Origin of the sequence: Massilia agilis (assembly GCF_024756255.1) — a bacterium.
Classification (GTDB): domain Bacteria; phylum Pseudomonadota; class Gammaproteobacteria; order Burkholderiales; family Burkholderiaceae_D; genus Telluria; species Telluria agilis.
Map to the genome: position 1 here is coordinate 1,516,447 of NZ_JANUHB010000001.1, position 26,538 is coordinate 1,542,984.

Below are 26,538 nucleotides of genomic sequence, written 5' to 3' on the forward strand. Positions count from 1 at the left end.
TGGGCAGGAAAACCTGCCCGCCCTACGGTAACCCTACCGGTAGGGTGGGCAGATTCTGCCCACGCGTTCAGCCAGCTTGCGAACGGCCTCTACTTGAACAGCACCGCCGCCTTCTGCAGCGTCACCCACACGCCGTACAGGATCGGCAGGCCGACCGCCAGCCACGCAAAGGTGGCAATGGCCGGGTTGCTGCCGCCGGTGGCGACCACGCTGCTGCCGGTGCCGCTGGACGCGGCCACGTCGCGCTCGTGCGCCAGGCGCTTCTCGGTGGCCAGCTCCTCCTCGGTCATGAAGTACTTGTCCGCCAGCGGGCGCACCAGCGCATTGCAGACCAGCCCCAGCAGGATCAGCCCTGCCAGCATGTACATGGCCAGATCGTACGCCTCGGCCTTGGCCACGCCATGGGAAATCTGGTATTCGCGCACGTAGTTGACCAGGCTCGGCCCCAGCACGCCGGCCGCGGCCCACGCGGTCAGCAGGCGGCCGTGGATCGCGCCCACCATCTGCGTGCCGAACAGGTCGGCAAGATAGGCGGGCACGGTCGAAAAGCCGCCGCCGTACATCGACAGGATGATGCAGAAAAAGCCAACGAACAAGGCCAGCTGTCCCGAGTGCGCCAGCGACGGGATCGACGCGTACAGGACCAGCCCGAGCACCAGGAACACGAAGTAGGTGGCCTTGCGCCCGATGTAGTCCGAGCACGAGGCCCACACGAAGCGCCCGCCGATGTTAAACAGCGACAGCAGGCCCGTGAAGCCGGCCGCGATCGCCGCGATCTGGCCCTTCTGCGCCGCGTCCAGGTCGTTGTAGGGCAGGTTCACGCCGATCAGGCGCCCGCCGAAGACTTCCTGCAGCAAGGGCGACGCCATCGCGAGGATGCCGATGCCGGCCGAGACGTTCAGGAACAGCACGCCCCACACCAGCCAGAACTGCGGGATGCTCCACACGCGGTTCACGTGCACATGGCGGTTGGTGATCATCTTGTTCGACGATTTGGCAGCCGGTGCGGTCCAGCCCTTCGGCGTCCAGCCGGCGGCGGGCACGCGGTAGGCCAGCGCGCCGGCCATCATGAACACGAAGTAGATCGCGGCCAGCGCCAGGAAGGTCTCCCACACGCCGACCGAGGTGGGCGTGGCGAAGTACTTCATCAGCTTGTCCGCCAGCGGCGCGCCAATCATGGCACCGCCGCCAAAGCCCATGATCGCCATGCCGGTGGCCATGCCGCGCCGGTCGGGGAACCATTTGATGAGCGTGGAGACCGGCGAGATGTAGCCCAGCCCCAGGCCGATGCCGCCGATGACGCCCGAGCCGACCCACATCATCCAGATCTGGTGCAGGTAGATGCCCAGCGCCGAGATGACCAGGCCGCCGCACCAGCACAGCGCCGACACCACGCCGGCCTTGCGCGGGCCGGCATGCTCGAGCCAGCCGCCGAACAGCGCCGTGGACAGGCCCAGGAACACGAAGAACAGCGTGAACATCCAGCCCAGCATCGAGATCTTCCAGTCGCAGGTGGTGCTGAAGATCTCGGCCATGAAGCCCATGTCGGCCGGACAGGCGATCGGTTCCTTGATGCCGATCGCCTTGGACAGCGGCAGCCAGAACACCGAAAAACCGTAGGCCATGCCGATGCACAGGTGAATGGCCAGCGCCGCGGGGGGCACGAGCCAGCGGTTGAACATCGGGCCGGCGATGGTCCGGTCTTTGTCCAGCATATCGAGTAATGCCATGTCTCCTCCTTGTTGTTATATTTACACCTTAATATGCTCTAAAGAACATATATTTGCTACAACCTTTTTTATTTCCCGGCAGGGTAGCATGATGCATATCAACAAAAAATAAGCTATTTTGTGCATATGCTCAGAGTCCACATCCGTCCGCACTGGGAGATCAGCTTCCATTCCGAGCCCCCGCTCGACACCGCGGCGCTGCTTGGACTGCTGCTGTCGATCCACGACAGCGGCTCGATCGCGCACGCGGCCAAGGCGGTCGGGTTATCGTACCGCTATGCCTGGGGGCTGCTGCGCGAGGCGGAGCGGCTGTTTGGCGAAAAGCTGATCGACAGCGGCCGCGGGCGCGGCACCACGCTCACGCCGCTGTCGCAAAAGCTGGTGTGGGCCGACCACCGCATCGCCGCGCGCCTGTCGCCGACGCTGGAGAGCCTGGCGTCCGAACTGGAAAGCGAGCTGCCCAGGCTGACGCAAGGCGGGCTGCGCACGCTGCGCATGGACGCCAGCCATGGCTTTGCGGTGGCCGCGCTGACCGGCTACCTGAACCGCATCGAGGTGCCGGTGGAGCTGCGCTACCGCACCTGCTCGGACGCGCTGGCCGCGCTGGCGCGGCGCGAATGCGACCTGGCGGGCTTTCACACCCCGGAAGGCAAATTCGAAGCGCCCACCCTGGCGCGCTACCTGCGCTGGCTCGACCCGGAACAGCACATGCTGGTGCACATCGCGCACCGCGAGCAGGGCCTGATGGTCGCGCGCGGCAACCCGCTGGGCGTGCAGGGGCTGGCCGACCTGGCGCGGGACGGGGTGCGCTTCGTGAACCGGCAGTCGGGCTCGGGCACGCGCATGCTGCTGGAGATGATGCTGGACGATGCCGGCATCGCGCCCGACAGCATCAACGGCTACAACAGCGCCGAGTTCACGCACTCTGCGGTGGCGGCCTACATTGCCAGCGGCATGGGCGACGTGGGGCTGGGCGTGCGCCCGGCCGCGGCGCGCTTCGGGCTCGACTTCATTCCATTGGCGCGCGAGCGCTACTTCTTTGCGCTGCGCACCGACGCGCTGGCCGAGCCGCTGATGCGCCAGCTGGTGGAACTGCTACAGGACAGCATGTACCACGCGATGGTCGATGCCCTGCCCGGCTATGCCGCCATCGACACCGGCAGGACGGCATCGCTGCACCAAGCCTTCCCCGCCCTGCGCCCCTAGCGGCGCCGCTTCTTCCAGTCGTATTCCGGTCCGGTGACGTCCACGCCCGGATGGCCCACCACGTCCGGATGCTCGGAGCACATGGTGATGAAACGCACGCCCTCGCCTGCGCGCTGGCGGCGGCGCAGCTCTTCCATGAAGCGCATGGCCGCGACCATGTCGGCCGTGTCGAAAATGCGTTCGTGCGGCACGTGCTCTTCGCCGTTCACGATCGTCCAGTACACCATGTACATTGCATTGCTCTCCCGTTGCGCCGATTGTTCCACGATTGCGACCGCAAGTCCAAGCCGCACATCGAACACGCGTCACAGCGAATTAATTGAAAGAACGAGAACACGTAGGACTTGTCCGAAACTTCCTCGTTGTGTGCGCCAACCCACACAGGCCGTCCTTGCCTGCCGTCTAGGCTATACCCTCGTCACAACAACGCAGGGAACCCCATGAACCTGAGCACCAATAGTCACCCGTCAACCGCAGCGCAACTGGCGCTGTGGGGCGGACTCGAGTGCACGGTCAACCGAGTGCGCGACAATTATTTCAGCCAAATGGAACGCAACGGCCACGCCGACCGCCTGCAGGACATCGAGCGCTTCGCTTCCCTCGGCATCCAGGCCATCCGCTACCCCGTGCTGTGGGAACGCACCGCGCCCGACGGCATCGACAAGGCCGACTGGAGCTGGCCGGACGAGCGCCTGCCCGCCCTGCGCGACCTGGGCGTCGCGCCGATCGTGGGCCTGGTCCACCACGGCAGCGGCCCGCGCCACACCAGCCTCATCGATCCCCGCTTTGCCGAGCAGCTGGCCGAGTACGCGGGCGCGGTGGCGCGCCGCTATCCCTGGGTCGACTACTACACGCCGGTCAACGAACCGCTGACCACGGCGCGCTTCTCGGGCCTGAGCGGTGTGTGGTACCCGCACGGTTCCAGCGAACAGACCTTCGTGCGCGCGCTCCTGAACCAGTGCCGCGCCGTGGTGCTGTCGATGCGCGCGATCCGCGAAGTCAATCCCAACGCCAGGCTGGTGCAGACCGACGACCTGTCCAAGACCTACGGCACGCCCGAAATGGCGGCGCTGGCCGAGTTCTACAACGAGCGCCGCTGGCTGGCCTGGGACCTGCTGTGCGGGAAAGTGGAGCCCGGCCACGCGCTGTGGAACTACCTGCGCGAATCGGGCGCGGGCGAAACCGAACTGCTCTGGTTCCGCGATAACACCTGCCCGCCCGACATCATCGGCGTGAACTACTACGTCACCAGCGAGCGCTGGATCGACCACCGGCCCGAGCGCTATCCGCCGCAGCACCGCCACACCTACCGCGGCATCCACCACGCCGACATCGAGACCCCGCGCGCGCTGGCCACGCCCACACCCGGCATCGGGCCGCTGATGCAGGAGGCGTGGGAACGCTACGGCCTGCCGCTGGCGGTGACCGAGGCGCACATCGACGCCAACCGCGAGGACCAGCTGCGCTGGCTGCTCGAAATCTGGAACGCGGCCACGCGGCTGCGCGATGGCGGCGTCGACGTGCGCGCGGTGACGGTGTGGGCGCTCCTTGGCTCGTTCGACTGGAACTGCCTGGTCACCGAATGCAGGGGCTACTACGAGCCCGGCCCGTTCGACGTACGCGGCCCCGCGCCGCGCCCGACCGCGGTGGCCACCATGATGCGCGAGCTGGCCACCAACCGGCCGCTGTCCAACCCGGTGCTGCAGGGCCAGGGCTGGTGGCGCCGGCCCGGCCGCTTCCTGTGCAAGCCGGTCGCCACCAGCACCGCGGTGGCCGACATCGCGCTGCGCAGCCAGGCCAGGTCGCAGGCGGTGCAGCCGATCCTGATCACCGGCGCCACCGGCACGCTGGGCTCGGCGTTTGCGCGCATCTGCGAACAGCGCAGCCTGGCCTGCCACGTGCTCACGCGGCAGGAGATGGACATGGCCGACCCGGCCTCGGTGGAGGCGGCGATCGCGCGCTTCAAGCCGTGGGCCGTCATCAACGCCGGCGGCTACGTGCGCGTGGACGAGGCCGAGCAGGATGCGGCGCGCTGCATGCGCGAGAACACGCATGGCCCGACCGTGCTCGCGCTGGCGTGCATGCGCCATGCGCTGCGCTTCGTGACCTTCTCCAGCGACCTGGTGTTCGACGGCGCGAAAGGCGCGCCCTATGTCGAATCGGACCTCGTGGCGCCGCTGAACGTGTACGGCCGCAGCAAGGCCGAGGCCGAACGCCGCGTGCTGGACGCCGACCCGCAGGCCCTGGTCATCCGTTCCAGCGCCTTCTTCGGCCCGTGGGACGCGCACAATTTCGTGACCCATGCGCTCAACGCGCTGGATGCAGGAGAGCCATTCGCCGCGGCAGACGACCTGTTCGTCAGCCCGACCTTCGTGCCGGACCTGGTGAACGCCACGCTCGACCTGCTGGTGGACCGCGAACGCGGCATCTGGCACCTGTCAAACGGCGACGCGGTGAGCTGGGCCGAGCTGGCGCGCCGCGCGGCAATCGCGGCAGGGCTGGACCCGGCCGGCATCACGGCGCGGCCGTGGGACAGCTTCGGCCAGCCGGCGCGGCGTCCGGGGAACAGCGCCCTGGCCAGCGAACGGGCGTCCCTGCTGCCGCCGCTGGACGACGCGCTGGCCCGGTTCGTCCAGGAAGTGGCCGAACGCGCCAACACGATCGAATCGGCAAGCTACGCGAACCAGTAAGGGTTGCCGCGTGTCCCGGCGCACGCCAGGACACGCGTGCGACAGGATGGTGGCATGTGCGCTACAAAATCATTGCACGGAAGAACTATTCCAACCCGGATATTCAAGTTTCATATAAAAAATATTTACAGCGTGAATCGTTCTGATACACTAAGTTACAAAGCGTTACTTAGCGCTCACCTAACTTTACAAGTGCCGTCGAAATGCCGCTGTTGCGCCCCGCCCTGCCCCCCTGTGTTCCCTTGCTGCGAGAGCGTGCCCGATGAGGCTCTATTCCGCGGAGCCCGGGCTGGCGGAACACCTGATCTCGACCGCCCAGCCATCGATCACGATCCGGTCCGGCGTGTCGCCTGAACTGAAGCCGGTTCCCTACTGGCGCGAGCTGCTCAAGCTGAAGGTCCGGTCGCTGGCCCATTACCAGCACACGCGCCGCTGGCTCGGCCTGCTCAACTCGCACCCGGCCTTTTCCGAGTACGTGCGCAACTGGCCGCGCTTCCTGTACAAGATCTACCGTCCCTACCTGACCGCTACCCTGCCGATGGAAGCGCGCATTGCGGTGCTGTCGTCGCACTACCAGTTCATGTTCGAACATGGCCTTGGGCCGCTGCTGGTGCAGGCCAGCCACTCGGGCGTGCCGCTGGTGGCGTTCGAGGGCAAGAGCGGAACCCGCTACCAGCTGGTGCTGCGCGCGGTCGGCACCAACCTGGAACGCGAAGGCGAACTGGTGCTGCAGCTGTGCCAGGACGACGAGCTGGTGTACGCGGCCGCGTTCACTTTTGCGTGGCGCGGCGAGAGCCACGCGGTCAGCATCGGCTGCGTGCAGGGCGGCCGGAGCGCCGGCAACCAGGACGCGATCCGCGTGGCCACGCGCGAGCTGCACGGCATGCGCCCCAAGCAGCTCCTGGTGACGCTGGTGCGCCAGCTCGGCCACCGGTTCGGCTGCGCGCAGATGATGCTGGTGTCGAACGAAAACCGCGTGGTGCGCTGCGCGATGCGCAAGGGCCGGGTGCTGGCCGATTACAACCAGACCTGGGAAGAGATGGGCGCCGAGCGCATGGCCGACGGCGACTACCGCATCGCCTGCACCCCGCTGCAGGCGCCCGACCTGGAGGCAATCCCGTCAAAGAAGCGCTCGGAGGCGAGAAAGCGCCATGAGCTCATGACCTTCCTTGCTACCGCCGTGAATGACCGGCTGTGGGGACAGCGGCGCTAGCCGGCAGGGTGGGCTCTCGAGCCCACGCGGGGACACCGCGCCTCAAACGGACGCGTGGGCACAAGTGCCCACCCTACTTACCTTTCAGGCAACCCTTGCCGATAGCATCGGCCTGAGCTCCTGCCAGGCCAGGTCGGGCCCGAGCTTCTCCATGCAGTTGTGGTGCCCAAGTGGGCACTCCCGCTTCTGGCATGGCGCGCACTCGATGTGCAGCCAGATCCAGCGCGCGAACTCGGACGATGGCGGCGTGTGTCGCGGATCGGTTGGCCCGTACAGCGCCACCAGCGGCTTGTTCAGGCCGGACGCAATGTGCATCAGGCCGGAGTCGTTGGTCACCACCGCATCGCACTGCGCGATCAGCGCGGCCGCTTCGTCCAGCTTGGTCGCGCCCGCGAGGTTCAGGATGTTCGGCGCCGCCACGCCGGCGGCTGCCACCACTTCGTCGCAGGTCGGCCGGTCCTTGGGCGAACCGAGCAGCGCGACCCGGGCCTGCGGGTCGGCCTGCACGATTTTCTCCGCCAGCGCGCCGAAATAGCGCGGCGGCCAGCGCTTGGCCGGGCCGAACTCGGCGCCCGGCGCGAACACCACGAGCTTGTTGCCGGTGTCGATGCCGTGCCGCGCGCACGCGGCACTCACCAGTTCGGGCGCCACCCGCATCGACGGCCGCGCCACATCCATTGGCGCCGGCAGCGACGGGTCCTGCGCCAGCGCCGCGTAGAACGGCATCATCGGGCGCGCCGGCTGCTCGTCGTGGTGCATCACGTTCAGCAGGCCGTAACGCATCTCGCCCTTGTAGCCGACCCGGCGCGGTATGCCGGCCAGCCAGGGAATCAGCGCGTACTTGATCGTATTGGGCAGCACATAGGCATCGAGGTAGCCGCGCGCGCGCAAGAGGCGCGCGTACTTCCAGCGTTCCTTCAGCTGCAGGGCGCGGTGCCGGAACGGCGTCTCGAGCACGGTGTCCACCTCGGCCACCGCGCGCCACACCGGGGCCACCGCGGGCGGGGCCAGCACGTCGATCGGGCGCTCGGGATGCAGGGCCTTCAGGCGCGCCAGCAGCGGCTGCGCCATCACCGCGTCGCCGATCCAGTTCGGCGAAATGACGAGGGTGCGGCCGCTCATTTCTCGGCCACCGTGTCGGCGAACTGCAGGCGGTACAGGTTGGCGTACATGCCGCCGGCTGCCAGCAACTCGTCATGCGTGCCCTGCTCCACCACCCGCCCGTGCTCGAGCACGACGATGCGGTCGGCGCGCTCGATGGTCGAGAGGCGGTGCGCGATGACGATCGTGGTGCGGCCGGCCATGAGGGTGTCGAGCGCCGCCTGCACCGCGCGCTCGGACTCGTTGTCCAGCGCCGAGGTGGCCTCGTCCAGGATCAGGATCGGTGCGTCCTTGTAGATCGCGCGGGCGATCGCCACGCGCTGGCGCTGGCCGCCGGACAGGCGCATGCCGTTCTCGCCGATCATCGTGTGCACGCCTTCGGGCAGCTTGTCCACCACGTCGGCCAGGTGGGCGGCGCGGATCGCGGCCATCAGCCGCGCCTCGTCCACCTCGCGCGCGCCGTAGGCCACGTTGGCGGCCAGGGTGTCATCGAACAGCACCACGTTCTGGCTCACCATGGCCAGTTGCTCGCGCAGGCTGGCCAGCGCGATCTCGGGATACGGCACACCGTCGAGCACGATGCGGCCGGCTTCCGGGTCGTAGAAGCGGGTGGCCAGGTTCACGAAGGTGGACTTGCCGCCGCCCGAAATGCCTACCAGCGCCACCGTCTTGCCGGCCGGGACGTCGAGCGTGATGTTGGTCAGCGCCGGGTTGTGCGCGCCGGGGTAGCGGAACGACACGCCCTCGAACCGCAGGTGGCCGCGGGCACGGCCCAGCACCCTGGTGCCGGTGTCTTCCTCGACCGGCGCGTCGATCATCTCGAACACGCTTTCGGCGGCGGCAATGCCGCGCTGGATCGGGCCGTTGACCTCGGCCAGCGCTTTCATCGGCGTGAGCAGCATGAGCATCATGGTTACGAAGTTGGTGAACTCGCCAGCCGACATCTGCGACTGCACCGCCAGCACGATCACCACCGACAGCGCGACCGCGGTGGCGATCTGGGTGACCGGCGCGGTGGCCGCAAAGGCCACGGTCATGCGCTGCGAGAAGCCGCGCAGGGCCTCGCTGCGCTGGTGGAAGCGGCGCCGCTCGTAGGCTTCGCCGGCGAACACGCGGATCACCTGGTGGCCGCGCGCGGCCTCTTCCACCACCTGGGTCATCTCGGCCGTCACGCGCTGGTTGTCGCGGTTCAGGCGCCGCAGGCGGCCGGTGGTGGTGCGCACGATGGCGGCCGTCAGCGGCAGGATCACCACCGCCACCAGGGTCAGCTTCCAGTTCAAATACAACAGGCCCGCGATCAGGCCCACCACCACCAGCGAATCGCGGATGCTGGCCACGAATACCGAGGTGATCATGTCCACCACCTGGCGCACGTCGCCCACCACGGTATTGATGATGCGGCCGGTCGACTCCTCGTGAAAGCGCGCCACCGGCAGGCGCAGCAGGCGCTCGAACACGTGCGCGCGCATGTCGTTGAGCACGCGGCTGATGACCCAGTTGTTCAGGTAGGCGGTGGCGAAGGTGCCGATCCCGCGCAGCACGAAGATCGAGATCAGCACGGCCGGGATCAGCCACAGGCTGAACGGGACCTTTTGCGTGAAGCCCTGGTCGATCAGCAGTTCGACGGCCTTGCCCAGCAGCGGCTGGGTGGCCGCGGTGAGCGCCATCGCGAGCATCGACATGAGGCCGCGCACGCGATAGGGCTTGATGTACGCCCACAGGCGCTTGATGATGACACTATTTTCCAATTTCTTCCTTTGCAAGCTGGCAGAACCCCACCAGCAAGAACACCGTCAGCGCGTAGAACAGGCAGGCCTTCATGGACCAGAAAATCACTTCGGTCAGGCCAAAGCAGAAATAGCTGGTGACCACCAGGAGGCCCGCCAGCGCCGGCGCGAACGCCGCACTCGCGGCGCCGCGCGCACCGATCGCGCGCACGAAGTACACGAACGGCGCGGCAAACATGCCAAACCATGCCAGCAGGCCCGGAATGCCGCCGGTTGCCAGCGCCTGCAAGATCGCATTATGCAGGTGCGGCATCGTCAGCACCACCGGATCGAGCGCGCCCGCGGCCACGTAGCGGCCCAGGTACATCTTCATCAGGTTCGGTTCGATCCCGAACAGCGGGTGGTCGCGGATCAGCATTATCGCGCCCTTCCACAATTCGAGCCGGATACCGACGTTGGTCACCTTGTTCCCGCCGCCGTCCCATGCGCGCACGTCGGCCAGCCCTTCGGCCATGCGCCCCTCCAGTCCGAGCGCGGGCACGAAGTACGCCCCCGCCAGCAAAACGGTCCCGGCCAGCAGGCCCAGGCGCACGCGCTGGCCGACGCCGCGTTCATGGCGCGACAGCACGTAGAAAATCACCGCCGCCGGCACCAGCGCGAGCAGGCCGCCGCGGGTGCCGGTCAGGAGCGAAGCCAGCAGCCCGGCCAGCGCGCCCAGCGCCGCCAGCGCGGCGCGCGCGCGCGAGTGGCGCAGGTCGATCGCCGCGACAAGCGACAATAGCCCCAGCAGCAGCGCCAGGTCGCCAAAGGTGATCGCATTGATCAGGCCACCAGGCCGCTCCTGGGCCAGGTCGAAGCGCTGGTAGGCCACAAACGGCAGGCAGGCCAGCGCCCCGCCGACGGCGCCCCACCACAGCGCCTGGCGCGACGGCCGGCGCGCGAGCACCAGCGCCAGCGCCGATACCGCCAGCAGCATGCGCAGCGGCTTTTCGAGGTGGTTCGCGCTGGCCTCGGGCCGCAGCACGAAGCACAGCAACACAAATACGAAATTAATCAGAAATGCCGTTACAACCAGGCGTGTATCATGCCAGTGGCGCGCGAGCGCGGCGCGGCACTCCTTGAACGACAACAAGGCCGACAGCAGCAACAGGTAACTGGTTGCGCTGGTGCCGGACAGGGTAATGAGACTGAGGAAAGGAAGAGAGAAGGCAAGCGCGGCGACCCACAAGGGCGACGCTTTGTAAGCTTTTGTCAAATTATTGTTCATTCATATTCTTGTAGGATATCCTTAACCCCAACCAACTCCAGCGACACATGCAGCCCTCACCGATTATTTCGCTCGTTATTACCACCTACGACCGGCCGGATGCGCTCGAAGCCGTCTTGGAGGGCTGTTTCGCGCAGGACGACAAGAACTTCGAAATCATTATCGCTGATGACGGCTCGACTGCCAACACGCGGGAGTGCATCGACCGGCTGCGCGCGCGTTCGCCGGTGCCGCTGCTGCACGTATGGCAGCCCGACGAAGGCTTCCGCGCGGCCATGGTGCGCAATCGCGGCACGCTGGCCGCCACCGGCCAGTACATCGTGTTCCTCGATGGCGACTGCATCCCGCAGCGCGACTTCATCGCGCGCCACCGCGCACTGGCCGAGCCGGGCTTCATGGTGTCCGGCAGCCGGATCTTGCTCAGCAAGGAGCTGACCGCGCAGGTGCTGCGCGACCATATCTCCCTGCCCACGCTGGGCCTGGGCGCCAAGCTGCGCTACCGTTTCGCCGGCCACCTGAACAAGGTGCTGCAGCTGCTGGTGCGCTGGCCCGACGTGCTGCGCGTGCGGCGCCGCTTCACCTGGCGGCGGATCAAGTCGTGCAACCTGGGCGTCTGGCGTGCCGACCTGGAACGGGTCAACGGCTTTGACGAAAGCTTCCAGGGCTGGGGCCACGAAGACGCCGACCTGGTGGTGCGCCTGTTCCACGCGGGGGTCAAGCGCAAGGATGGCGCGTTTGCCACCGAAGTGTTCCACCTGTGGCACCCCGAAGCGCAGCGCGACCAGGCCGCCAGCAACCGCCGCGTGGTGCTCGAGCGCGCCTCGCGCAAGATCACGCAGGCCGAAAAGGGGCTGCGCGAGCACCTGCGACACAGCCAGGCAGGTCCGGTAACATAGCAAGCACGGAAAGTAGTCGAATCATCATCACAACAATAACTACAACAAGAGCATGACCAAACGTCCAACACTATCGGTTGTCATCAGCACCTACAACTGGCCCGAGGCGCTGCAGGCCGCGGTGGAAGGGTTTTTCTCGCAAACGGATATGGATTTCGAGATCGTCATCGCCGATGACGGCTCGCGCGAGGCCACCCGCGACTGCATCGAGCGCCTGCGCGAGCGCTCGCCAGTGCCGATCAAGCACGTATGGCAGCCGGACATCGGCTACCGGCTGGCGATGTCGCGCAACCGCGGCATTCGCGCCTCCAGCGGCGACTACGTGCTGCTGGTGGACGGCGACTGCGTCCCGCAACGCCATTTCGTCGCCCAGCACCGCAAGCTGGCGCGGCGCGGCTTCATGGTCACCGGCAGCCGCATCCTGCTCAACCCGTCGGCCAGCGAGCGCGCGCTGGCCGGCCAGCTCGACCTGCAGTCGCTGGGGCTGTTCGACAAGCTGCGCATGCGCCTGTCGGGCGAAGCGAACAAGCTGGCCCAGCTGCTGTGGACCCTGCCCGACATCGGGCGCGAAAAAGCGCGCTTCTCGTTCCGCCGCATCAAGGGCTGCAACATGGGCGTCTGGCGCGACGACCTCGAGCGCATCAACGGCTTCGACGAGAGTTTCACCGGCTGGGGCCACGAGGATGCCGACCTGGTGGTGCGCCTGTACCACGCCGGCGTGATGCGCAAGGACGGCGCGTTCGCCACCGAGGTGTTCCACTTGTGGCACCGCGAGGCCAAGCGCGACCAGGAGTCCAGCAACCGCCGCGTGGTGCTCGAGCGCGCCGCCAACAAGACCACGCAAGCGGAGCGCGGGCTGCGCGACCACCAGGAGCTGGACGACCCGGAATATGCCAGCCACGCCTGAACTGTCGATCGTCGTCCCCGCCTACAACGCCGCGCCCTTCATCGAGTCGTGCCTGGCGCCGGTTTTGCAGCAGATGACCCCGGCGCACGAGCTGGTGGTGATCGACGACGGCTCGCGCGACAACACCGCCGCCCTGGTCGAAGGGCTGGCGCCGCAGTATCCGAACGCGCGCCTGCGCGTGGTGCGCCAGCCTAACCAGGGCATTGCCGGTGCGCGCAACCGCGGCCTGCTTGAGGCGGCCGGCGACTACCTGCTGTTCCTCGACGCCGACGACATCCTGCTGCCGGGCCTGCTGGCCGACGTGGGCGCCGTGATCGCCGCGCACGCGCCGGACGTGATCGTGTTCGACTTCAACATGTGGCGGCCCGACAATCCACGCAAGAGCTATCCGGTCACGATGGGCCATGCGCCCGACACCCTTACCTGCGAGCGCGAAGCGATCCTGGCCACCTATTTCACCGACCGCCATACCTATGTGTGGGCGCACGTGTTCCGGCGTACGATCTACCAACAGCAGGCGCAGCCGGTATTCCCGCCCGGGCGCTCCTACGAGGACGTGGCCGCGCTGGCGGGCCTGCTGGCGGACTGCCGCAGCCTGTTCCGGCTGGCGCGGCCGGGGGTGGATTACCGCCAGCATCCGGCCAGCCTGAAGAACGCGGTGTCGCCGTCCTGGTGCGAGGACTATGTGCTGGCCCTGCGGCACGTCAAGCACCTGTTCGAGCAGCGGCCGGCCAGCCCCGCGCTGCGCATGCAGATCGACATCTGCGCCTGCCATTTTTTCATCGGCATGATCAAGGCCTCGTTCCAGCTGTCCTGGCGCGAAGGGACCGCCGCGCGACATCATGCCGGGCGCCTGTTCGCGGACGCGCTGTTCCATCCAGTGGAGCAAGTGCTGGACGCGATGGAGCGCGGCACGCTGCCAAGCCGCGACCGCAAGGCCGACCGCGCGGCTGCGCTGCAGGCGCGCAAGGCGCTCTCCGGCAGCGTGGCCTTCAGCCTGGGCAAGACACTCAGCCGCCGCCTGAAGCAGTGGCAGCGCGCGCTCGCCGCCTGAAGCGCCTGCCGCCGGCGCCGCCCGCCACGACGCCGTCCGTTCCCCGCAACCCGCGCCGCGCGCCTTGATCCAGGCCGGCCGCACGCGCCGGGCGTCCCCCTACAATCGGCCGCTATCGGAGGGCGCCGTGGCGGCGCAAGGGGGTACGCATATGCAGGCACAGCTGGCATCGCGCGGCAGCCCGGCCGTTTCGATCGTCGTACCGGCGTACAACGCGCAGGACCTGGTGGCAGCCTGCCTGCAGTCGATCGTGCCGCAGATGACGGCGGCGCACGAACTGGTGCTGGTGGACGACGGCTCACGCGACCGCACGGCCGAACGCGCGCAGGCCGTGTTCGACGAGCGCCCCGGCCTGCGCGCGCGCCTGGTGCGCCAGCCGAACGGCGGCGTGGCGGCGGCACGCAACCGCGGCCTGCTGGAGGCGCGTGGCACCTACCTCTGTTTCTTGGACGCGGACGACCTGCTGCTGCCCGGCGCGCTGGCCGCGCTGGACCGGGCCATCGCGCACCACCATCCCGACGTGGTCGCGTGGGACTTCCTGATGTGGCACCCGCACAAGGAGCGCAAGACGCGCCGCGTCGCGCTGGGCTATGCGCCAGGGCAGAGCGTGACCGGCCGCGACGCCATCCTCTCGCCCTTCTTCGCCCATCGCCACATGTACGTCTGGGCCCATGTGATACGGCGCGCCATCTACGCGGGCCTGCCGCAGCCGGTGTTCCCGCCGGGGCGCGCGTACGAGGACGTGGCCGTGCTGTCGCGGCTGCTGTCCGAATGCGCCACCATGGTCCACCTGCCGCTGCCGGCCGTCGCCTACCGCCAGCATGCGGCCAGCCTGACCCGCGCGATCTCGCCCGCGTGGTGCCTCGATTTCGCGCTGGCGCTGCGCCAGGTGAAATCGACCTTTGCCGAGCGCGGCGCCAGCCAGGCGCTGCGCCTTTTCATCGACGCGGCGGCCTGCCATTTCTACATCGGCATCGTCAAGAACTCCTACCAGCTGCCCTGGGCCCAGGGGCGCGCGGCGCGCAGGCAGGTCAAGGAGATCTTCCTCGACAGCCTGTTCCACGCACCTGGCCAGGTGCTGGACGCCATGGCCAGCGGCACGCTGCCCTGGCCCGACCCGGCGCGCGAGCGCGCGGTGGCGCGCCAGGTGCGCCTGGCCCTGGGCGACAGCCTCGGCTTCGCACTGGCCAGGGCCGCCAGCCGCCGCATCAAGCTGTGGCAGCGCATGGCGGCGGCCTAGCCGCAATCGTGCGCCCGCTCCCGCCCAAAATACCCATACTGGGTTGATTTTCCCGGCGCAACATTGCTTCCGCGCCGTGTTTTCTCTGCAACGCCAGCCTTAACTGAAGAGCAAAAAGCAGCAAAAGCCAGCAACGCGTGGTTACAATGCAATACGGGTACATTTCGCAAGGCGGGTGCAGATGGAAGCTGTGAAGCCAGGCCTGGGGTTCCTGACCGGCGGGGGAAACATGGGTGCGCGCATCCGTGCCCACGACTGGTCGCATTCGCCGCTGGGTCCGATCGACGGCTGGCCGGGATCGCTGCGCAGCGCGCTGTCGCTGGTGCTCAACTCGAAATTCCCCTGCTACCTAGGCTGGGGGCCCGAGTTCACCATCCTGCACAACGACGCCTACCAGCCGCTGCTGGGCGAGAAATGCGCGCTCGGCCGGCCGCTGCGCGAGGTCTGGCCCGAGGCCTGGGACACGATCGGGCCGATCGTGGCGCGCGCGCTGGCCGGCGAAGCCAGCTATTTCGAGGACCTGCCGCTCATCCTGGAGCGGCACGGCTACCGCGAGCAAACCTACTACACCTTCTCGTACAGCCCGGTGCGCGCGGACGACGGCAGTGTCGGCGGCATCCTGTGCACGGTGATCGAGACCACCGCCAAGGTGCAGGCGATCGCCGAGCTGCAGGAAAAGGAGGATGCGCTGCGCCACCTGAACGAGCGCCTGGCGCACCAGGCGGCGGCGCACGCGGCCGACCGCGACCGCTTATGGCGCATTTCGCAGGACGTGATGGCGGCCGCTTCGCTGGCCACCGGGCGCTTCCTGACGGTCAACCCGGCATTCAGTGACACCTTCGGCTGGAGCGAGCACGAGGCGACCAGCGTGCCGTTCATGGACCTGGTCCACCCCGACGACAAGCAGGACGTGGCGCAGCACATGCAGGTGCTGGCCGGCGGCACGCCGCTGGTGCGCTACGAGAACCGCGTGATGCACAAGGACGGCTCGCACCGCTGGGTGTCGTGGACCATCGTGCCCGAAGGCGAACTGCTGTACGGCGTGGCGCGCGACATCACCGCCGAAAGGCAGCAGCGCGAGGCGCTGCGCCAGGCCGAGGACGCGCTGCGCCAGTCGCAGAAGATGGAGGCGGTGGGCCAGCTCACCGGCGGCCTGGCGCACGACTTCAACAACATGCTGGCCGGGGTGGCGGGCCACCTGGAGCTCATGAAGCTCAAGCTCAGGCTGGGCCAGACCGCCGACCTGGGCGAGCGCATCGACACCGCGCTGGGCGCCACCCAGCGCGCGGCGGCGCTCACCCACCGCCTGCTGGCGTTCTCGCGGCGCCAGGCGCTCGACCCCAAGCCGACCGACGTGAACACGCTGGTCGCCTCGATGATGGACCTGGTCACGCACACCGCCGGGCCGTCGATCAAGCTCGAAACCAGGCTGGCAACGTCGCTCTGGACCACCTTCTGCGATCCCAACCAGCTCGAAAGCGCCCTGCTCAACCTGGCCAACAACGCGCGCGACGCGATGCCCGACGGCGGGCTGCTCCTGATCGAGACCAGCAACGTGGTGCTGGACGAAGCGGCCGCGGCGCATCACCCGGGCCTGCGCGCGGGCGAGCACGTGGCCATCAGCGTGAGCGACAACGGCAGCGGCATGACGCCGGACGTGCTGGCGCGCGCGTTCGACCCGTTCTTCACCACCAAGCCGCTCGGCCGCGGCACCGGGCTCGGGCTGTCGATGGTGTACGGCTTTGCCACCCAGTCGCACGGGCACGTGCGCATCAGCTCCGAGGCCGGGCTGGGCACCACGGTGCGGCTGACGCTGCCGCGCCACGTGGCCGGCGACCAGGAAACCCAGCCGCGCCATCCGGACGCCGCCCCCGATGGCGGGCAAGGCAAGGGCGTGGTGATGGTGGTGGACGACGAGGAGAACATCCGCGCGGTGATGGCCGAAGTGCTGGGCATGCACGGCTACACGGTGGCGCTGGCCGCCGACGCGCACGCCGCGCTGCGGCAGCTGCACGCGGGCCTGGCGCCGGACTTGCTGGTCACCGACATCGGCCTTCCCGGCGGGATGAACGGGCGCCAGCTGGCCGACATCGCGCGCGCGCATTGGCCGCAGTTGCCGGTGCTGCTGGTGACCGGGTATGCGGAGGGCACGGTGATGAAGAACGAGCCGCTGCCGCCGCAGATGGAGCTGCTGGTCAAACCGTTTGCCATGAATGCGCTGCTGGCGCGCGTGCGCGCGCTGGTGTCGCGGCGTTAGATCGGGTCGTTAGTTTGCTTATTGATAAGATGTGCAGTAATATTGCCCTACGGAAATAACAATAAACCGGATCTCCGGTCCGGGCCCTAGGGAAACTGCATGAGCATCCACGCAAGCGGCACGCCGCTGCCGCGCATTGACGGCAGCGCCAACGACGACAACATGAAGGGCAGCGCGGCCGCAGAACAAATCTACGGCAACGACGGCAACGACACGATCGTGGGCAATGGCGGCCACGATCTCATCTACGGCGGCAACGGCGACGACTGGCTCGACGGCGGCCATGTGTGGGACAACGCCACCCAGGCGTGGGTGGACGACCCGGACGGCGACTATCTCGATGGCGGGGCCGGCAGCGACATGCTGATCGGCGGCGCGGGCGTGGACGGCCTGGTGGGTGGCGCCGGCAACGACACCCTGCGCGGCTTCGGCGGCGACGACAAGCTTGCGGGCGGCGACGGTAACGACCTGCTCGACGCCGGCGACGGCAACGACACCCTCGACGGCGGCAGCGGGGTGAACCGCATGTACGGCGGCGCCGGCGACGACACGTATATCGTGCGCAGCCTCTACGACCGGGTCTACGACTCGGCGGGCCAGGACAGCGGCATCATCTATGTCGACTGGTACAAGACCGACCCGAGCGTGGAAAACTGGACCTGGGCGGCCAACGTGGAAAAGCTGCCCTACTGGATCGACGCGCTCACCTTCGGCAACGATATCAACCTGGCCGTGTCGATCGCCACCACCGGCACCATCAAGTATTGCTTTGCACAGGCGCCAGCCAGCTATTTCGACGCCACCGACCAGGACGGCTTTACCCCGTTCACCGACGACCAGGTCGCGTACACCAAGAAGATGCTGGCCTACGTCGAGTCGGTGGTCGGCGTGCATTTCGTCCAGACCACTGACGCCGCGAGCACCAGCGGCTACACCATCGTGTTCGGCAACAACCACCAGGACAAGAGCGGCGGCTACGAGCACCACGATGACACCCACTGCGTGCTGCTGCTGGCGTCCAACGATCGGGGCAACGCGCAACATCCGGGCGCCGACGGCGGCCAGGACTTCTTCGCGGTGGCGCTGCACGAACTGGGCCATGCGCTGGGCCTGAAGCACCCGTTCGGCGCTCCCGACTCGCTCGGCCACGTCGGCGAAGGCCCCTACCTGCCGGCCGCCGAAGACAACGTGGTCTCTTCGGTGATGAGCTACACCGGCGAAAAGGCGGACGCGTCCACCTACAGCCCGCTCGACATCGCCGCGCTGCAGTTCCTGTACGGACCGTCGAGCGCCGCGGCGGCGGGCGACACGCGCTGGACCGTGAGCGACAAGCAGAGCCTGATGATCGGCGACGGCGGCGGCATCGACACGCTGGACGGATCCGGCCAGACCAAACCGATGCAGCTATACCTGGAGCCGGGCTACTGGAGCTACGTGGGCGAACGGGGCACGCTGATTTCCGATCCCGGGCAGGTGACGATCAATTTCAGCAGCGTGATCGAGAACGCGATCGGGGGCGCCGGCAATGACGTCATCGTCGGCAACGGGGCCGCCAACCAGATCGAGGGCGGCGCCGGGAACGACACGCTGGCCGGCGGCGATGGCAACGACCAGCTCAGGGGCGGGACTGGCGACGACCTGCTCGGCGGCGGGGCCGGCGACGACCGGCTCGACGGCGGCGCCGGGCGCGACATGGCGCTGTACCTGGCCAGCAGCGCAGGTTTCACGGTCACGCGCAGCGCCGAAGGCTGGACGGTGGCCGACAAGACGGGCGCCGTCGGCACCGACACGCTGGTTGGGATCGAACGCATCCTGTTCAGCGACGGCGCGCTGGCGCTGGACCTGGACGGGACCGCCGCCCAAGCCTACCGCCTGTACGCGGCGGCGTTCAACCGCCAGCCCGACGTCGCCGGGCTGGGCTACTGGATCGCGCAGATGGACAAGGGCATGTCGCTGGTGGACGTGGCGACCGCGTTCACACAGAACGACGAATTCACCAAAATGTACGGCGCCACGCGCTCACCCGAGTCATTCCTCGACACGCTCTACCGCAATGTCCTGCACCGCGCGCCGGACCAGGACGGTGTCGATTTCTGGGCCAAGGCGATGCACGCCGGCGTCAGCGAGGGCGACGTGCTGGCACGAGTCAGCGAGAGCCCCGAGAACCAGGCGCAGGTGACCGGACAGATCGAACACGGGATCGCCTTCACGCCGTTCTACGGGTAGGCACGCGCGCGCCAGCGCAAACGTTGTCCGTAGGGTGGGCAGGTTTCCTGCCCACGCGTTCAAACCACGCTGGCACTGCCGTCCTCAATACTCGACCGCGACGTCCTTCGCGCCCAGCGTCAGCTGCAGCGCCTGCGTCAGCACGTCGGACGGCGCCACGCGCCATTCGTCGCCCAGCTGCAGCACGCACTCGATGCCCTGCGGCCTGATGCGCAGGCTGACCGGCAGCCCGTCCTGCACCCGGTACGGCTGCAGCACCTCGGCCAGCTTGTCCCGGTCCACGCCGCAGTCGATCTCCATTTCGAGCTTGTGCCCGTACTGGATGCGCGCCGCCGCGATGTCGTATACCTTCTCGGCCGTGATGCGCAGCCCGCCATTGAAGCGGTCCTCCGACACCTTGCCCACCACCAGCAGGAATTCGTCTTCCTTGAAGATGTTCTTGTACTGTTCGAACAGCTCGCCGTACACCGTCACCTCGAGCACCGCGGTCTTGTCGTCGAGCGTGACGATGAGGATCTTGCCGCGCTGGGTCATCTGGGTGCGCAGGCCCGTGATCACACCGCACAGCATGCGCGGCTCGCGCGACGGTTCCAGCGAAGACAGCTTGGTCTTGGCAAAGCGCCGCACCTCGGCTTCGTACGAGTCGAACATGTGGCCGGACAGGTAGTAGCCCAGCGCGATCTTTTCCTCGGACAGCTTCTGGCGGTCGGTCCAGGGCGTGGCCTTCACGTACTCGGGCGGCGCCACCAGGTCGCTGTCGTCGCCGCCGAACAGGCTGACCTGGTTGGCCGATGCCGCCGCCTGGTCCGCCACCTCGACCGCGAACGCGACCGAGGCCAGCAGCACGGCGCGGTCCACGCCGAAGCAGTCCATGGCGCCGGCGCGGATCAGCGCCTCGATGGTGCGGCGGTTGATCTGCTTGCGGTCCACGCGCTTGCAGAAGTCGAACAGGTCCTTGAACTTGCCGCCTTCCTGGCGCGCCGCGATGATCGCCTCGATCGCGCCCTGCCCCGCGCCCTTCACGCCACCGAGGCCGTAGCGGATCTGCCTGACCTGCTTGCCCGTCACCGACTGCGGCGGGCCTTCCGGCGTGAAGCGGAACTGCGATTCGTTCACGTCCGGCGGCAGGATGGTCAGGCCGCATACGTCGATCGAGTCCTCGACCAGGATTTTGATCTTGTCGGTGTCTTCCATGGCCAGCGACATGTTGGCTGCCATGAACGCGGCGGTGTGGTGCACCTTGAGGTAGGCCGTGTGGTACGACAGCAGCGCGTACGCGGCCGCGTGCGACTTGTTGAAGCCGTAGCCCGCGAACTTCTCCATCAGGTCGAAGATCTCGTCGGCCTTCTCGGTCGTCAGGCCGCCCTCGGCCGCGCCCTTGCGGAAGATCGCGCGGTGCTCGGCCATCTCCTCGGCCTTCTTCTTGCCCATCGCGCGGCGCAGCATGTCCGCGCCGCCGAGCGTGTAGCCGCCGATGATCTGCGCCATCTGCATCACCTGCTCCTGATAGACCATGATGCCGTAGGTCTCGGACAGGATGCCCTCGGTGCGGGGGTCGGGGTAGTCGAATTTTTCGCCGTGCTTGCGCTTGCAGAAGTCGGGGATCAGGTCCATCGGGCCCGGGCGGTACAGCGCCACCAGCGCGATGATGTCCTCGAAGCGGTCGGGCCGCGCGTCTTTCAGCATGCCCTGCATGCCGCGCGATTCAAGCTGGAAGATCGCGACCGTCTTGGCGTCGGTGAGCAGCTTGTACGACGGCTTGTCGTCCAGCGGCACCTTGGACAGGTCGAAGTCGGCCTGCGCCGGGTCGAGCGCCTTGATGTAGTTGACCGCGCGGTCGAGGATGGTGAGCGTGGTCAGGCCCAGGAAGTCGAACTTGACCAGGCCCACGGCCTCCACGTCGTCCTTGTCGTACTGCGACACCACGCCGGTGTCGCCCGACTGCGTGTACAGCGGGCAGAAGTCGGTGAGCTTGCCCGGGGCGATCAGCACGCCGCCGGCGTGCATGCCGATGTTGCGGGTGATGCCTTCGACCTGCTGCGCCAGGTCGAGCAGCTGCTTGACCTCTTCCTCGTTTTCCAGCCGCTCCTTGAGCATCGGCTCTTCTTCGATCGCCTCGGCGATCGAGACCTGCTTGCCCGGCTTGAACGGGATCAGCTTGGAGATGCCGTCGCAGAAGTTGTAGCCGAAGTCGAGCACGCGGCCGACGTCGCGGATCGCGCCCTTGGCGGCCATGGTGCCGAAGGTGGCGATCTGCGACACCGCGTCGCGGCCGTACAGGTCCTTCACGTGCTGGATCACCAGTTCGCGCTTTTCCTGGCAAAAGTCGATGTCGAAGTCAGGCATCGACACCCGTTCCGGGTTCAGGAAGCGCTCGAACAGCAGGTTGTAGCGCAGCGGGTCGAGGTCGGTGATCTTCAGGCAGTACGCCACCAGCGAGCCCGCGCCCGAGCCGCGGCCCGGGCCGATCGGCACGCCGTTGTTCTTGCCCCACTGGATGAACTCCGCCACGATCAGGAAGTAGCCCGGGAACTTCATCTTGATGATGATCTCGTTCTCGTACGCCAGGCGCTGTTCGTAGCGCGGACGCTCCTTCTCGCGCTGCGCCGGGTCGGGGAACAGCTGCTCCAGCCGCATCTCCAGGCCCTTCTTCGTTTCCGCGACCAGGTACTCGTCGATGGTCATGCCCGGGGTCGGGAAGTTCGGCAGCTGCGGCTTGCCCAGCACCAGCTCCACGTTGCAGCGCTTGGCGATCTCGACCGAGTTGGCCAGCGACCCGGGCAGGTCGGCGAACAGCTCGGCCATCTCCGCCTGCGACTTGAAGCACATCTCTTCGTTGAAGCGGCGCACCCGTTTGGCGTTGGCGAGCATCTCGCCTTCCGCAATGCACACGCGCGCCTCGTGCGCGATGAACTCGTCCTTGTTGATGAACTGGACCGGGTGGGTGGCCACCACGGGCAGGCCCAGGCGGGACGCCAGCGCCACGCTCTGGCGCACCTGCTGCTCCTGGTTGGGCTGGCCGGCGCGCTGGATCTCGATGTAGAAGTGGTTCGGGAAGATCGCCGCCCAGCGCTGCGCGCAGCGCTCGGCCTTGTCCAGGTCGCCGTTGTCGATGGCCTGGCCGATGTCGCCGAAGTGCGCGCCCGAGATCACGATCAGCGCGTTGGCCTGGTCCACGTCCGGCTCCAGCGTCGATTTGCTGGTGGCCAGCGCCTCCAGCCATTCGACGCGGATCTCGGCGCGGCCCTTGTACTGGTTGGTCAGCCAGGCCTTGGACAGCAGCTCGCACAGCTGCAGGTAGCCGGTGCGGTTCTTGGCCAGGATGAGCAGGCGCGACGGCTTGTCGCGGTTCTCGTCGTTGGTGATCCAGGCATCGACCCCGACCACGGGCTTGACCCCCTTGCCGCGCGCGGCCTTGTAGAACCGCACCATGCAGAACATGTTGGCCAGGTCCGTCACCGCCAGCGCCGGCTGCTGGTCCTTGACGGCGGCGGCCACCAGGTCGTCGAGACGTACCAAGCCGTCAACGATCGAGTATTCGGTGTGGACGCGCAGGTGGGTGAAGGTCGGGGAAGTCATCCGCGCATTTTACCTTGGACGAGGACCTTACCGGAGGCCATCGCTTGATGCAGTTATTTCGCGACAACAACTTGCAGTTGTTGCACCGGTGCAGCTATAGTCGTAAGCCATTGATCCAGAACGCGATTTATGCGATTCGGGTACCTTTCCTCTTCATTTGACTATCGCCGCCATGAGCACACCTCTCGGTAACACCATCAACATCGAAACTGACTCGAGTCTTGACACTATCGTCTGGGGAACGGCCATATTGGGCGACGGCTCGGGCGTGGCCGTGGTCTGGGGCAAATACGGCGCAGCGCAGTACTACCTCTCGGTTGTCAAACCGGGCGGCACGGTGACCGCCCCGGTTACGCTGAGCTCGCTGTCAGGTGTGCCCTCCAGCTCGGCGCTTCACGTGGCGGCGGCGGGGACGAACCGGATTGCGATCGTGGTCGACGATGGCGACGACGCCAATCCGGCATACACGGCGGCATCGGTCACGATCATTGACAGCCAAGGCTCGACCATCCTCGCGCCCACCAACCTCGGCAATTATCGCTATTACGAGGTAAGCGGGGTGAGTGACGGCTCATTCATTGTCACCTGGTTCGACGATGGCACGCAAAGATCTTACTATACGCACTACAGCCAGAACGGCACGCCAATCGCTGGCCAGACGGCAAAACAGCTCCTGGCCCCGGCCGTCAACACCAGGGTCCCCGTTGCCGGCGACCCCAGCGGCGGCTTCATGTATGCGACCCCTGCTACCGGCGCGACGGCCGACGGTACACAGGTGAAGTATGTCTCAAGCTCGGGAACGGAAACGCTGCTCGCCACCTTCGCCAATGTGTTAAACAAAGGCACGGTGACCTACGACGGTACCGATTACTGGTTCATCTACAGTGGCGCCAGCAACCAGGTCTATGCCAGCAAGATGAACCTTGCCGGGGGCGCCGGAACGCCGGTCGCCATCGGAACCTATACCTCCAGCTATACGCCGGTCGTCAGTGTTCTGCCGAACGGTAATTTTCTCATTGGCGACTATCCGAACGGCTCCTCAACCATCAGTTGGGGCTCCTCAACAAATTGGGTCATCGCCACCAAAACGGGCACCGTTGTTGATAGCTTTACAAAAGGTGCAGGCGAATTCGGCCAGATGGTCGCGACGCCCGACAGCAAGGCGCTGTGGGTCGACAACTACACGCCCACAGGCACGCAATACGACATCAAGGCAGTCGAAGCGTTCGGCTCGACCTACCTGACCCCGTCCCCGCCCAGCATCACCACGCCCGCCGCGATCAGCTTCACCGATACCAGCGCCAACGACACGTTCACCGCCAGCGCCGACGCCACGCTGACCATCACGTCCGGCACGACGATCACCAGCCGCGGCATCCAGGGTGGCACCACCGGCATTTCGAAGACGATCGGCGCCGTCACCTACGACGTGTCGAAAGCGGGCAGCTACGGCACCTTGTACCTGCAAAGTTCCACCGGCCACTACACGTACGAGCCGAACAGCGCGGCGGTCAATGCGCTGGCGGCCAATGCCAGCGACAGCTTCACGGTCACGGCGAGCAACGCCTCCGGCAGCGGCACGGCCACCCTGACCGTCAACCTCACCGGCGTGAACGACCTGCCGCTGATCGCCAACCTGGCCGGCTTTAGCGGCACCTTCAAGGCCGGGATCAGCGACACCGCCAGCGACAACATCGCCCCGGCGGCCGTCAGCGTGACCGACGTGGACTCCGCCAACCTGGCCGGCGGCTACCTGCAGATCAACCTGACCAGCGGGACCAACGACGGCTACTTCGTGGCCGATCCCACCAAAGTCGCGGGCGGCGGCGACGGCCGCCTCAGCGCCGGCGAAGCGGTGTACGTGGACGTCAGCGGCAACGGCACCATTTTCATGCAGATCGGGACGGTGGCTGCCTCCGGCGGCGTGCTGCACATCGATTTCAATGCGAATGCCACGCCGGCCAGAGTCACCTGGCTGCTGAAGTATCTGACCTACACTGCCGCCACTACCGGGCAGCGCGACTTCACCCTGGTGCTGAACGACGGCGACGGCGGCACCTCGGCCTCTTACGCGTTCTCGATGACCGGCACGGACGGCACGCCGCCCACGCTGTCGAGCTCCACGCCGGCCGACGATGCCACCGGCGTGCTGACCACCATGTCGCCGACGATCGTGTTCAGCGAAGCTGTCAAGTTCGGCACCGGCAAAATCTACCTCGTCGACGTGGCGGCCAACACCGTGGTCGACACCTTCGATGTCACGACGGCGCAGGGCACCACGGATGGCAAGGTCAGCATTTCGGCCAGCACGCTGACCATCAACCCGACGGCGTTGCTCGACTACGGGAAGACCTACGCGATCAAGATCGACAGCGGGGCGGTCACCGACCTGGCTGGCAACGCGTTCGCCGGCATCACCGACAACACCACGCTGAACTTCACCACCAACTCGACGCCGCCGACCGTCACCATCAGCGCCAGCCCCACCTCGCTCACGGCGGGCCAGCACGCGACCATCACGTTCACGTTCAACAGCGCGCCCACCGGTTTCAGTGCCGCCGACATCACCGCCACGGGTGGCACGATCAGCTCGCTCGTGCTCGATTCCGGCGATCCGAAAATCTATACCGCCGATTTCACGCCGACGGCCGCGCAGTCGCTCAACGCCACCATCCAGATCGCCGCCGGCGCTTTCACCGATGCGGCCAGCCAGGTCAATGTGGCCAGCAACGTGCTCAGCATCACCGGCGACACCCAGGCGCCCACCATCACCTCGATCACACGTGACACGCCCGCCGGCGCGACGACCAACGCCGACACGCTGGTGTTCCAGGTACAGTTCAGCGAGGCGGTAAGCGGCGTGGATGCGAGCGACTTTTCGGTCAGCGGCACCACAGCCACGGTATCGTCGGTCTCTTCGTCGGGGGGCAACAGCTACACGGTCACGGTGTCGGGCGGCGACTTGGCATCGCTCAACGGCACAGTAGGCCTGGCGATCAGCGCCGGCAACAACGTGGCCGACGGCGCCGGTAATGCGCTTGGCAGCACCACCCCGACCGGCGCCAACCAGGGCTACACGGTGGACAATTCGGTCGCGGCGCCCTCGATGGCGCTGGCCGCCGACACCGGAACCAGCAACAGCGACGGCATCACCAAGGACGGCACCATCAACGTGACGCTGGCCGGGGATGTCGCAAGCTGGGAGTACAGCCTGGACAGCGGCGCGCACTGGACGGCCGGCAGCGGCACCAGCTTCACGCTGGCCGGCGGCAGCTACAGCGCGGGCGCCGTGCAGGTGCGCCAGACCGACGTTGCCGGCAACCTGAGCAGTGCGGCATCGAACGCCGCGGCCATCACCGTCGACACCAGTGCCGCCGCGCCTTCGTTCGCGCTGCACAGCGACGGCGGCGCCAACGCCAGCGACGGCATCACCCGCGACGGCACC

At 67.1% G+C, this 26,538-nt stretch carries 16 protein-coding genes; 10 read left to right on the forward strand and 6 right to left on the reverse strand.

All coding sequences use genetic code 11. The features are described 5' to 3' along the window. Positions 1-89: 89 nt before the first annotated feature. Entirely contained in the window at positions 90-1,730 is a 1,641-nt protein-coding gene (locus NX774_RS06840; protein ID WP_258821399.1) for an OFA family MFS transporter, read from the reverse strand. Positions 1,731-1,856: 126 nt separating this feature from the next. Between NX774_RS06840 and NX774_RS06845 the strand changes: the two genes are divergently transcribed. Next, positions 1,857-2,936, forward strand: a complete 1,080-nt coding sequence (locus NX774_RS06845) for a substrate-binding domain-containing protein (protein WP_258821400.1) — start codon at positions 1,857-1,859, stop codon at positions 2,934-2,936. Here the strand turns inward: NX774_RS06845 and NX774_RS06850 are convergent. Next, positions 2,933-3,169, reverse strand: a complete 237-nt coding sequence (locus NX774_RS06850; protein ID WP_258821401.1) for a hypothetical protein — start codon at positions 3,167-3,169, stop codon at positions 2,933-2,935. The two genes, NX774_RS06845 and NX774_RS06850, sit on opposite strands and share 4 nt — an antisense overlap. Before the next feature lie 207 nt (positions 3,170-3,376). Here NX774_RS06850 and NX774_RS06855 point away from each other — a divergent pair, with 207 nt between their 5' ends. Both NX774_RS06855 and NX774_RS06860 read left to right on the forward strand, forming a co-directional pair. After that, the gene (locus NX774_RS06855) at positions 3,377-5,626 is read left to right on the forward strand and encodes a family 1 glycosylhydrolase (RefSeq protein WP_258821402.1); all 2,250 of its coding nucleotides are present in this window, start codon (positions 3,377-3,379) and stop codon (positions 5,624-5,626) included. 262 nt (positions 5,627-5,888) lie between these two features. Continuing rightward, positions 5,889-6,839: a DUF535 family protein gene (locus tag NX774_RS06860; protein ID WP_258821403.1), complete on the forward strand. Its 951-nt coding sequence runs from the start codon at positions 5,889-5,891 to the stop codon at positions 6,837-6,839. A gap of 84 nt (positions 6,840-6,923) precedes the next feature. Here NX774_RS06860 and waaF read toward each other — a convergent pair whose 3' ends face one another. From waaF to NX774_RS06875, 3 genes are read right to left on the reverse strand one after another with little or no spacing between them, the layout of a single operon-like run. Further along, positions 6,924-7,961, reverse strand: a complete 1,038-nt coding sequence (waaF, locus tag NX774_RS06865; protein WP_258821404.1) for a lipopolysaccharide heptosyltransferase II — start codon at positions 7,959-7,961, stop codon at positions 6,924-6,926. Further along, the gene (gene msbA / locus NX774_RS06870; protein ID WP_258821457.1) at positions 7,958-9,622 is read right to left on the reverse strand and encodes a lipid A export permease/ATP-binding protein MsbA; all 1,665 of its coding nucleotides are present in this window, start codon (positions 9,620-9,622) and stop codon (positions 7,958-7,960) included. The genes waaF and msbA overlap by 4 nt, the downstream gene beginning before the upstream one ends. A 55-nt stretch (positions 9,623-9,677) precedes the next feature. Beyond that, the gene (locus tag NX774_RS06875; protein ID WP_258821405.1) at positions 9,678-10,934 is read right to left on the reverse strand and encodes an O-antigen ligase family protein; all 1,257 of its coding nucleotides are present in this window, start codon (positions 10,932-10,934) and stop codon (positions 9,678-9,680) included. A 47-nt stretch (positions 10,935-10,981) separates the two neighbouring features. Here NX774_RS06875 and NX774_RS06880 point away from each other — a divergent pair, with 47 nt between their 5' ends. The 6 genes from NX774_RS06880 to NX774_RS23370 all read left to right on the forward strand — a co-directional run bounded on the left by NX774_RS06880 (position 10,982) and on the right by NX774_RS23370 (position 19,514). Next, a complete protein-coding gene (locus NX774_RS06880) occupies positions 10,982-11,830 on the forward strand; it encodes a glycosyltransferase family 2 protein (protein WP_258821406.1) in 849 nt (282 codons plus the stop codon). Positions 11,831-11,882: 52 nt separating this feature from the next. Continuing rightward, positions 11,883-12,737 (forward strand): glycosyltransferase family 2 protein, encoded by an 855-nt coding sequence (locus tag NX774_RS06885; RefSeq protein ID WP_258821407.1) that lies wholly within the window; start codon positions 11,883-11,885, stop codon positions 12,735-12,737. Next, a complete protein-coding gene (locus NX774_RS06890; protein WP_258821408.1) occupies positions 12,721-13,791 on the forward strand; it encodes a glycosyltransferase family 2 protein in 1,071 nt (356 codons plus the stop codon). The genes NX774_RS06885 and NX774_RS06890 overlap by 17 nt, the downstream gene beginning before the upstream one ends. A gap of 151 nt (positions 13,792-13,942) precedes the next feature. Further along, complete coding sequence (locus NX774_RS06895) at positions 13,943-15,031, forward strand: glycosyltransferase family 2 protein (RefSeq protein ID WP_258821409.1); 1,089 nt, start codon at positions 13,943-13,945, stop codon at positions 15,029-15,031. Between the two features lie 181 nt (positions 15,032-15,212). Continuing rightward, on the forward strand, positions 15,213-17,288 hold the full coding sequence (locus tag NX774_RS06900; protein ID WP_258821410.1) for a hybrid sensor histidine kinase/response regulator: 2,076 nt from the start codon (positions 15,213-15,215) through the stop codon (positions 17,286-17,288). A 99-nt stretch (positions 17,289-17,387) separates the two neighbouring features. After that, the gene (locus NX774_RS23370) at positions 17,388-19,514 is read left to right on the forward strand and encodes a DUF4214 domain-containing protein (protein ID WP_307731111.1); all 2,127 of its coding nucleotides are present in this window, start codon (positions 17,388-17,390) and stop codon (positions 19,512-19,514) included. 84 nt (positions 19,515-19,598) lie between these two features. On the opposite strand, the gene dnaE is transcribed toward NX774_RS23370, so the two are convergent. After that, positions 19,599-23,093 (reverse strand): DNA polymerase III subunit alpha, encoded by a 3,495-nt coding sequence (gene dnaE / locus NX774_RS06920; protein ID WP_258821411.1) that lies wholly within the window; start codon positions 23,091-23,093, stop codon positions 19,599-19,601. 172 nt (positions 23,094-23,265) lie between these two features. On the opposite strand from dnaE, the gene NX774_RS06925 reads away from it, so the two are divergent. Continuing rightward, a partial coding sequence (locus tag NX774_RS06925) for a beta strand repeat-containing protein (protein WP_258821412.1) occupies positions 23,266-26,538 on the forward strand: 3,273 nt, incomplete at its 3' end.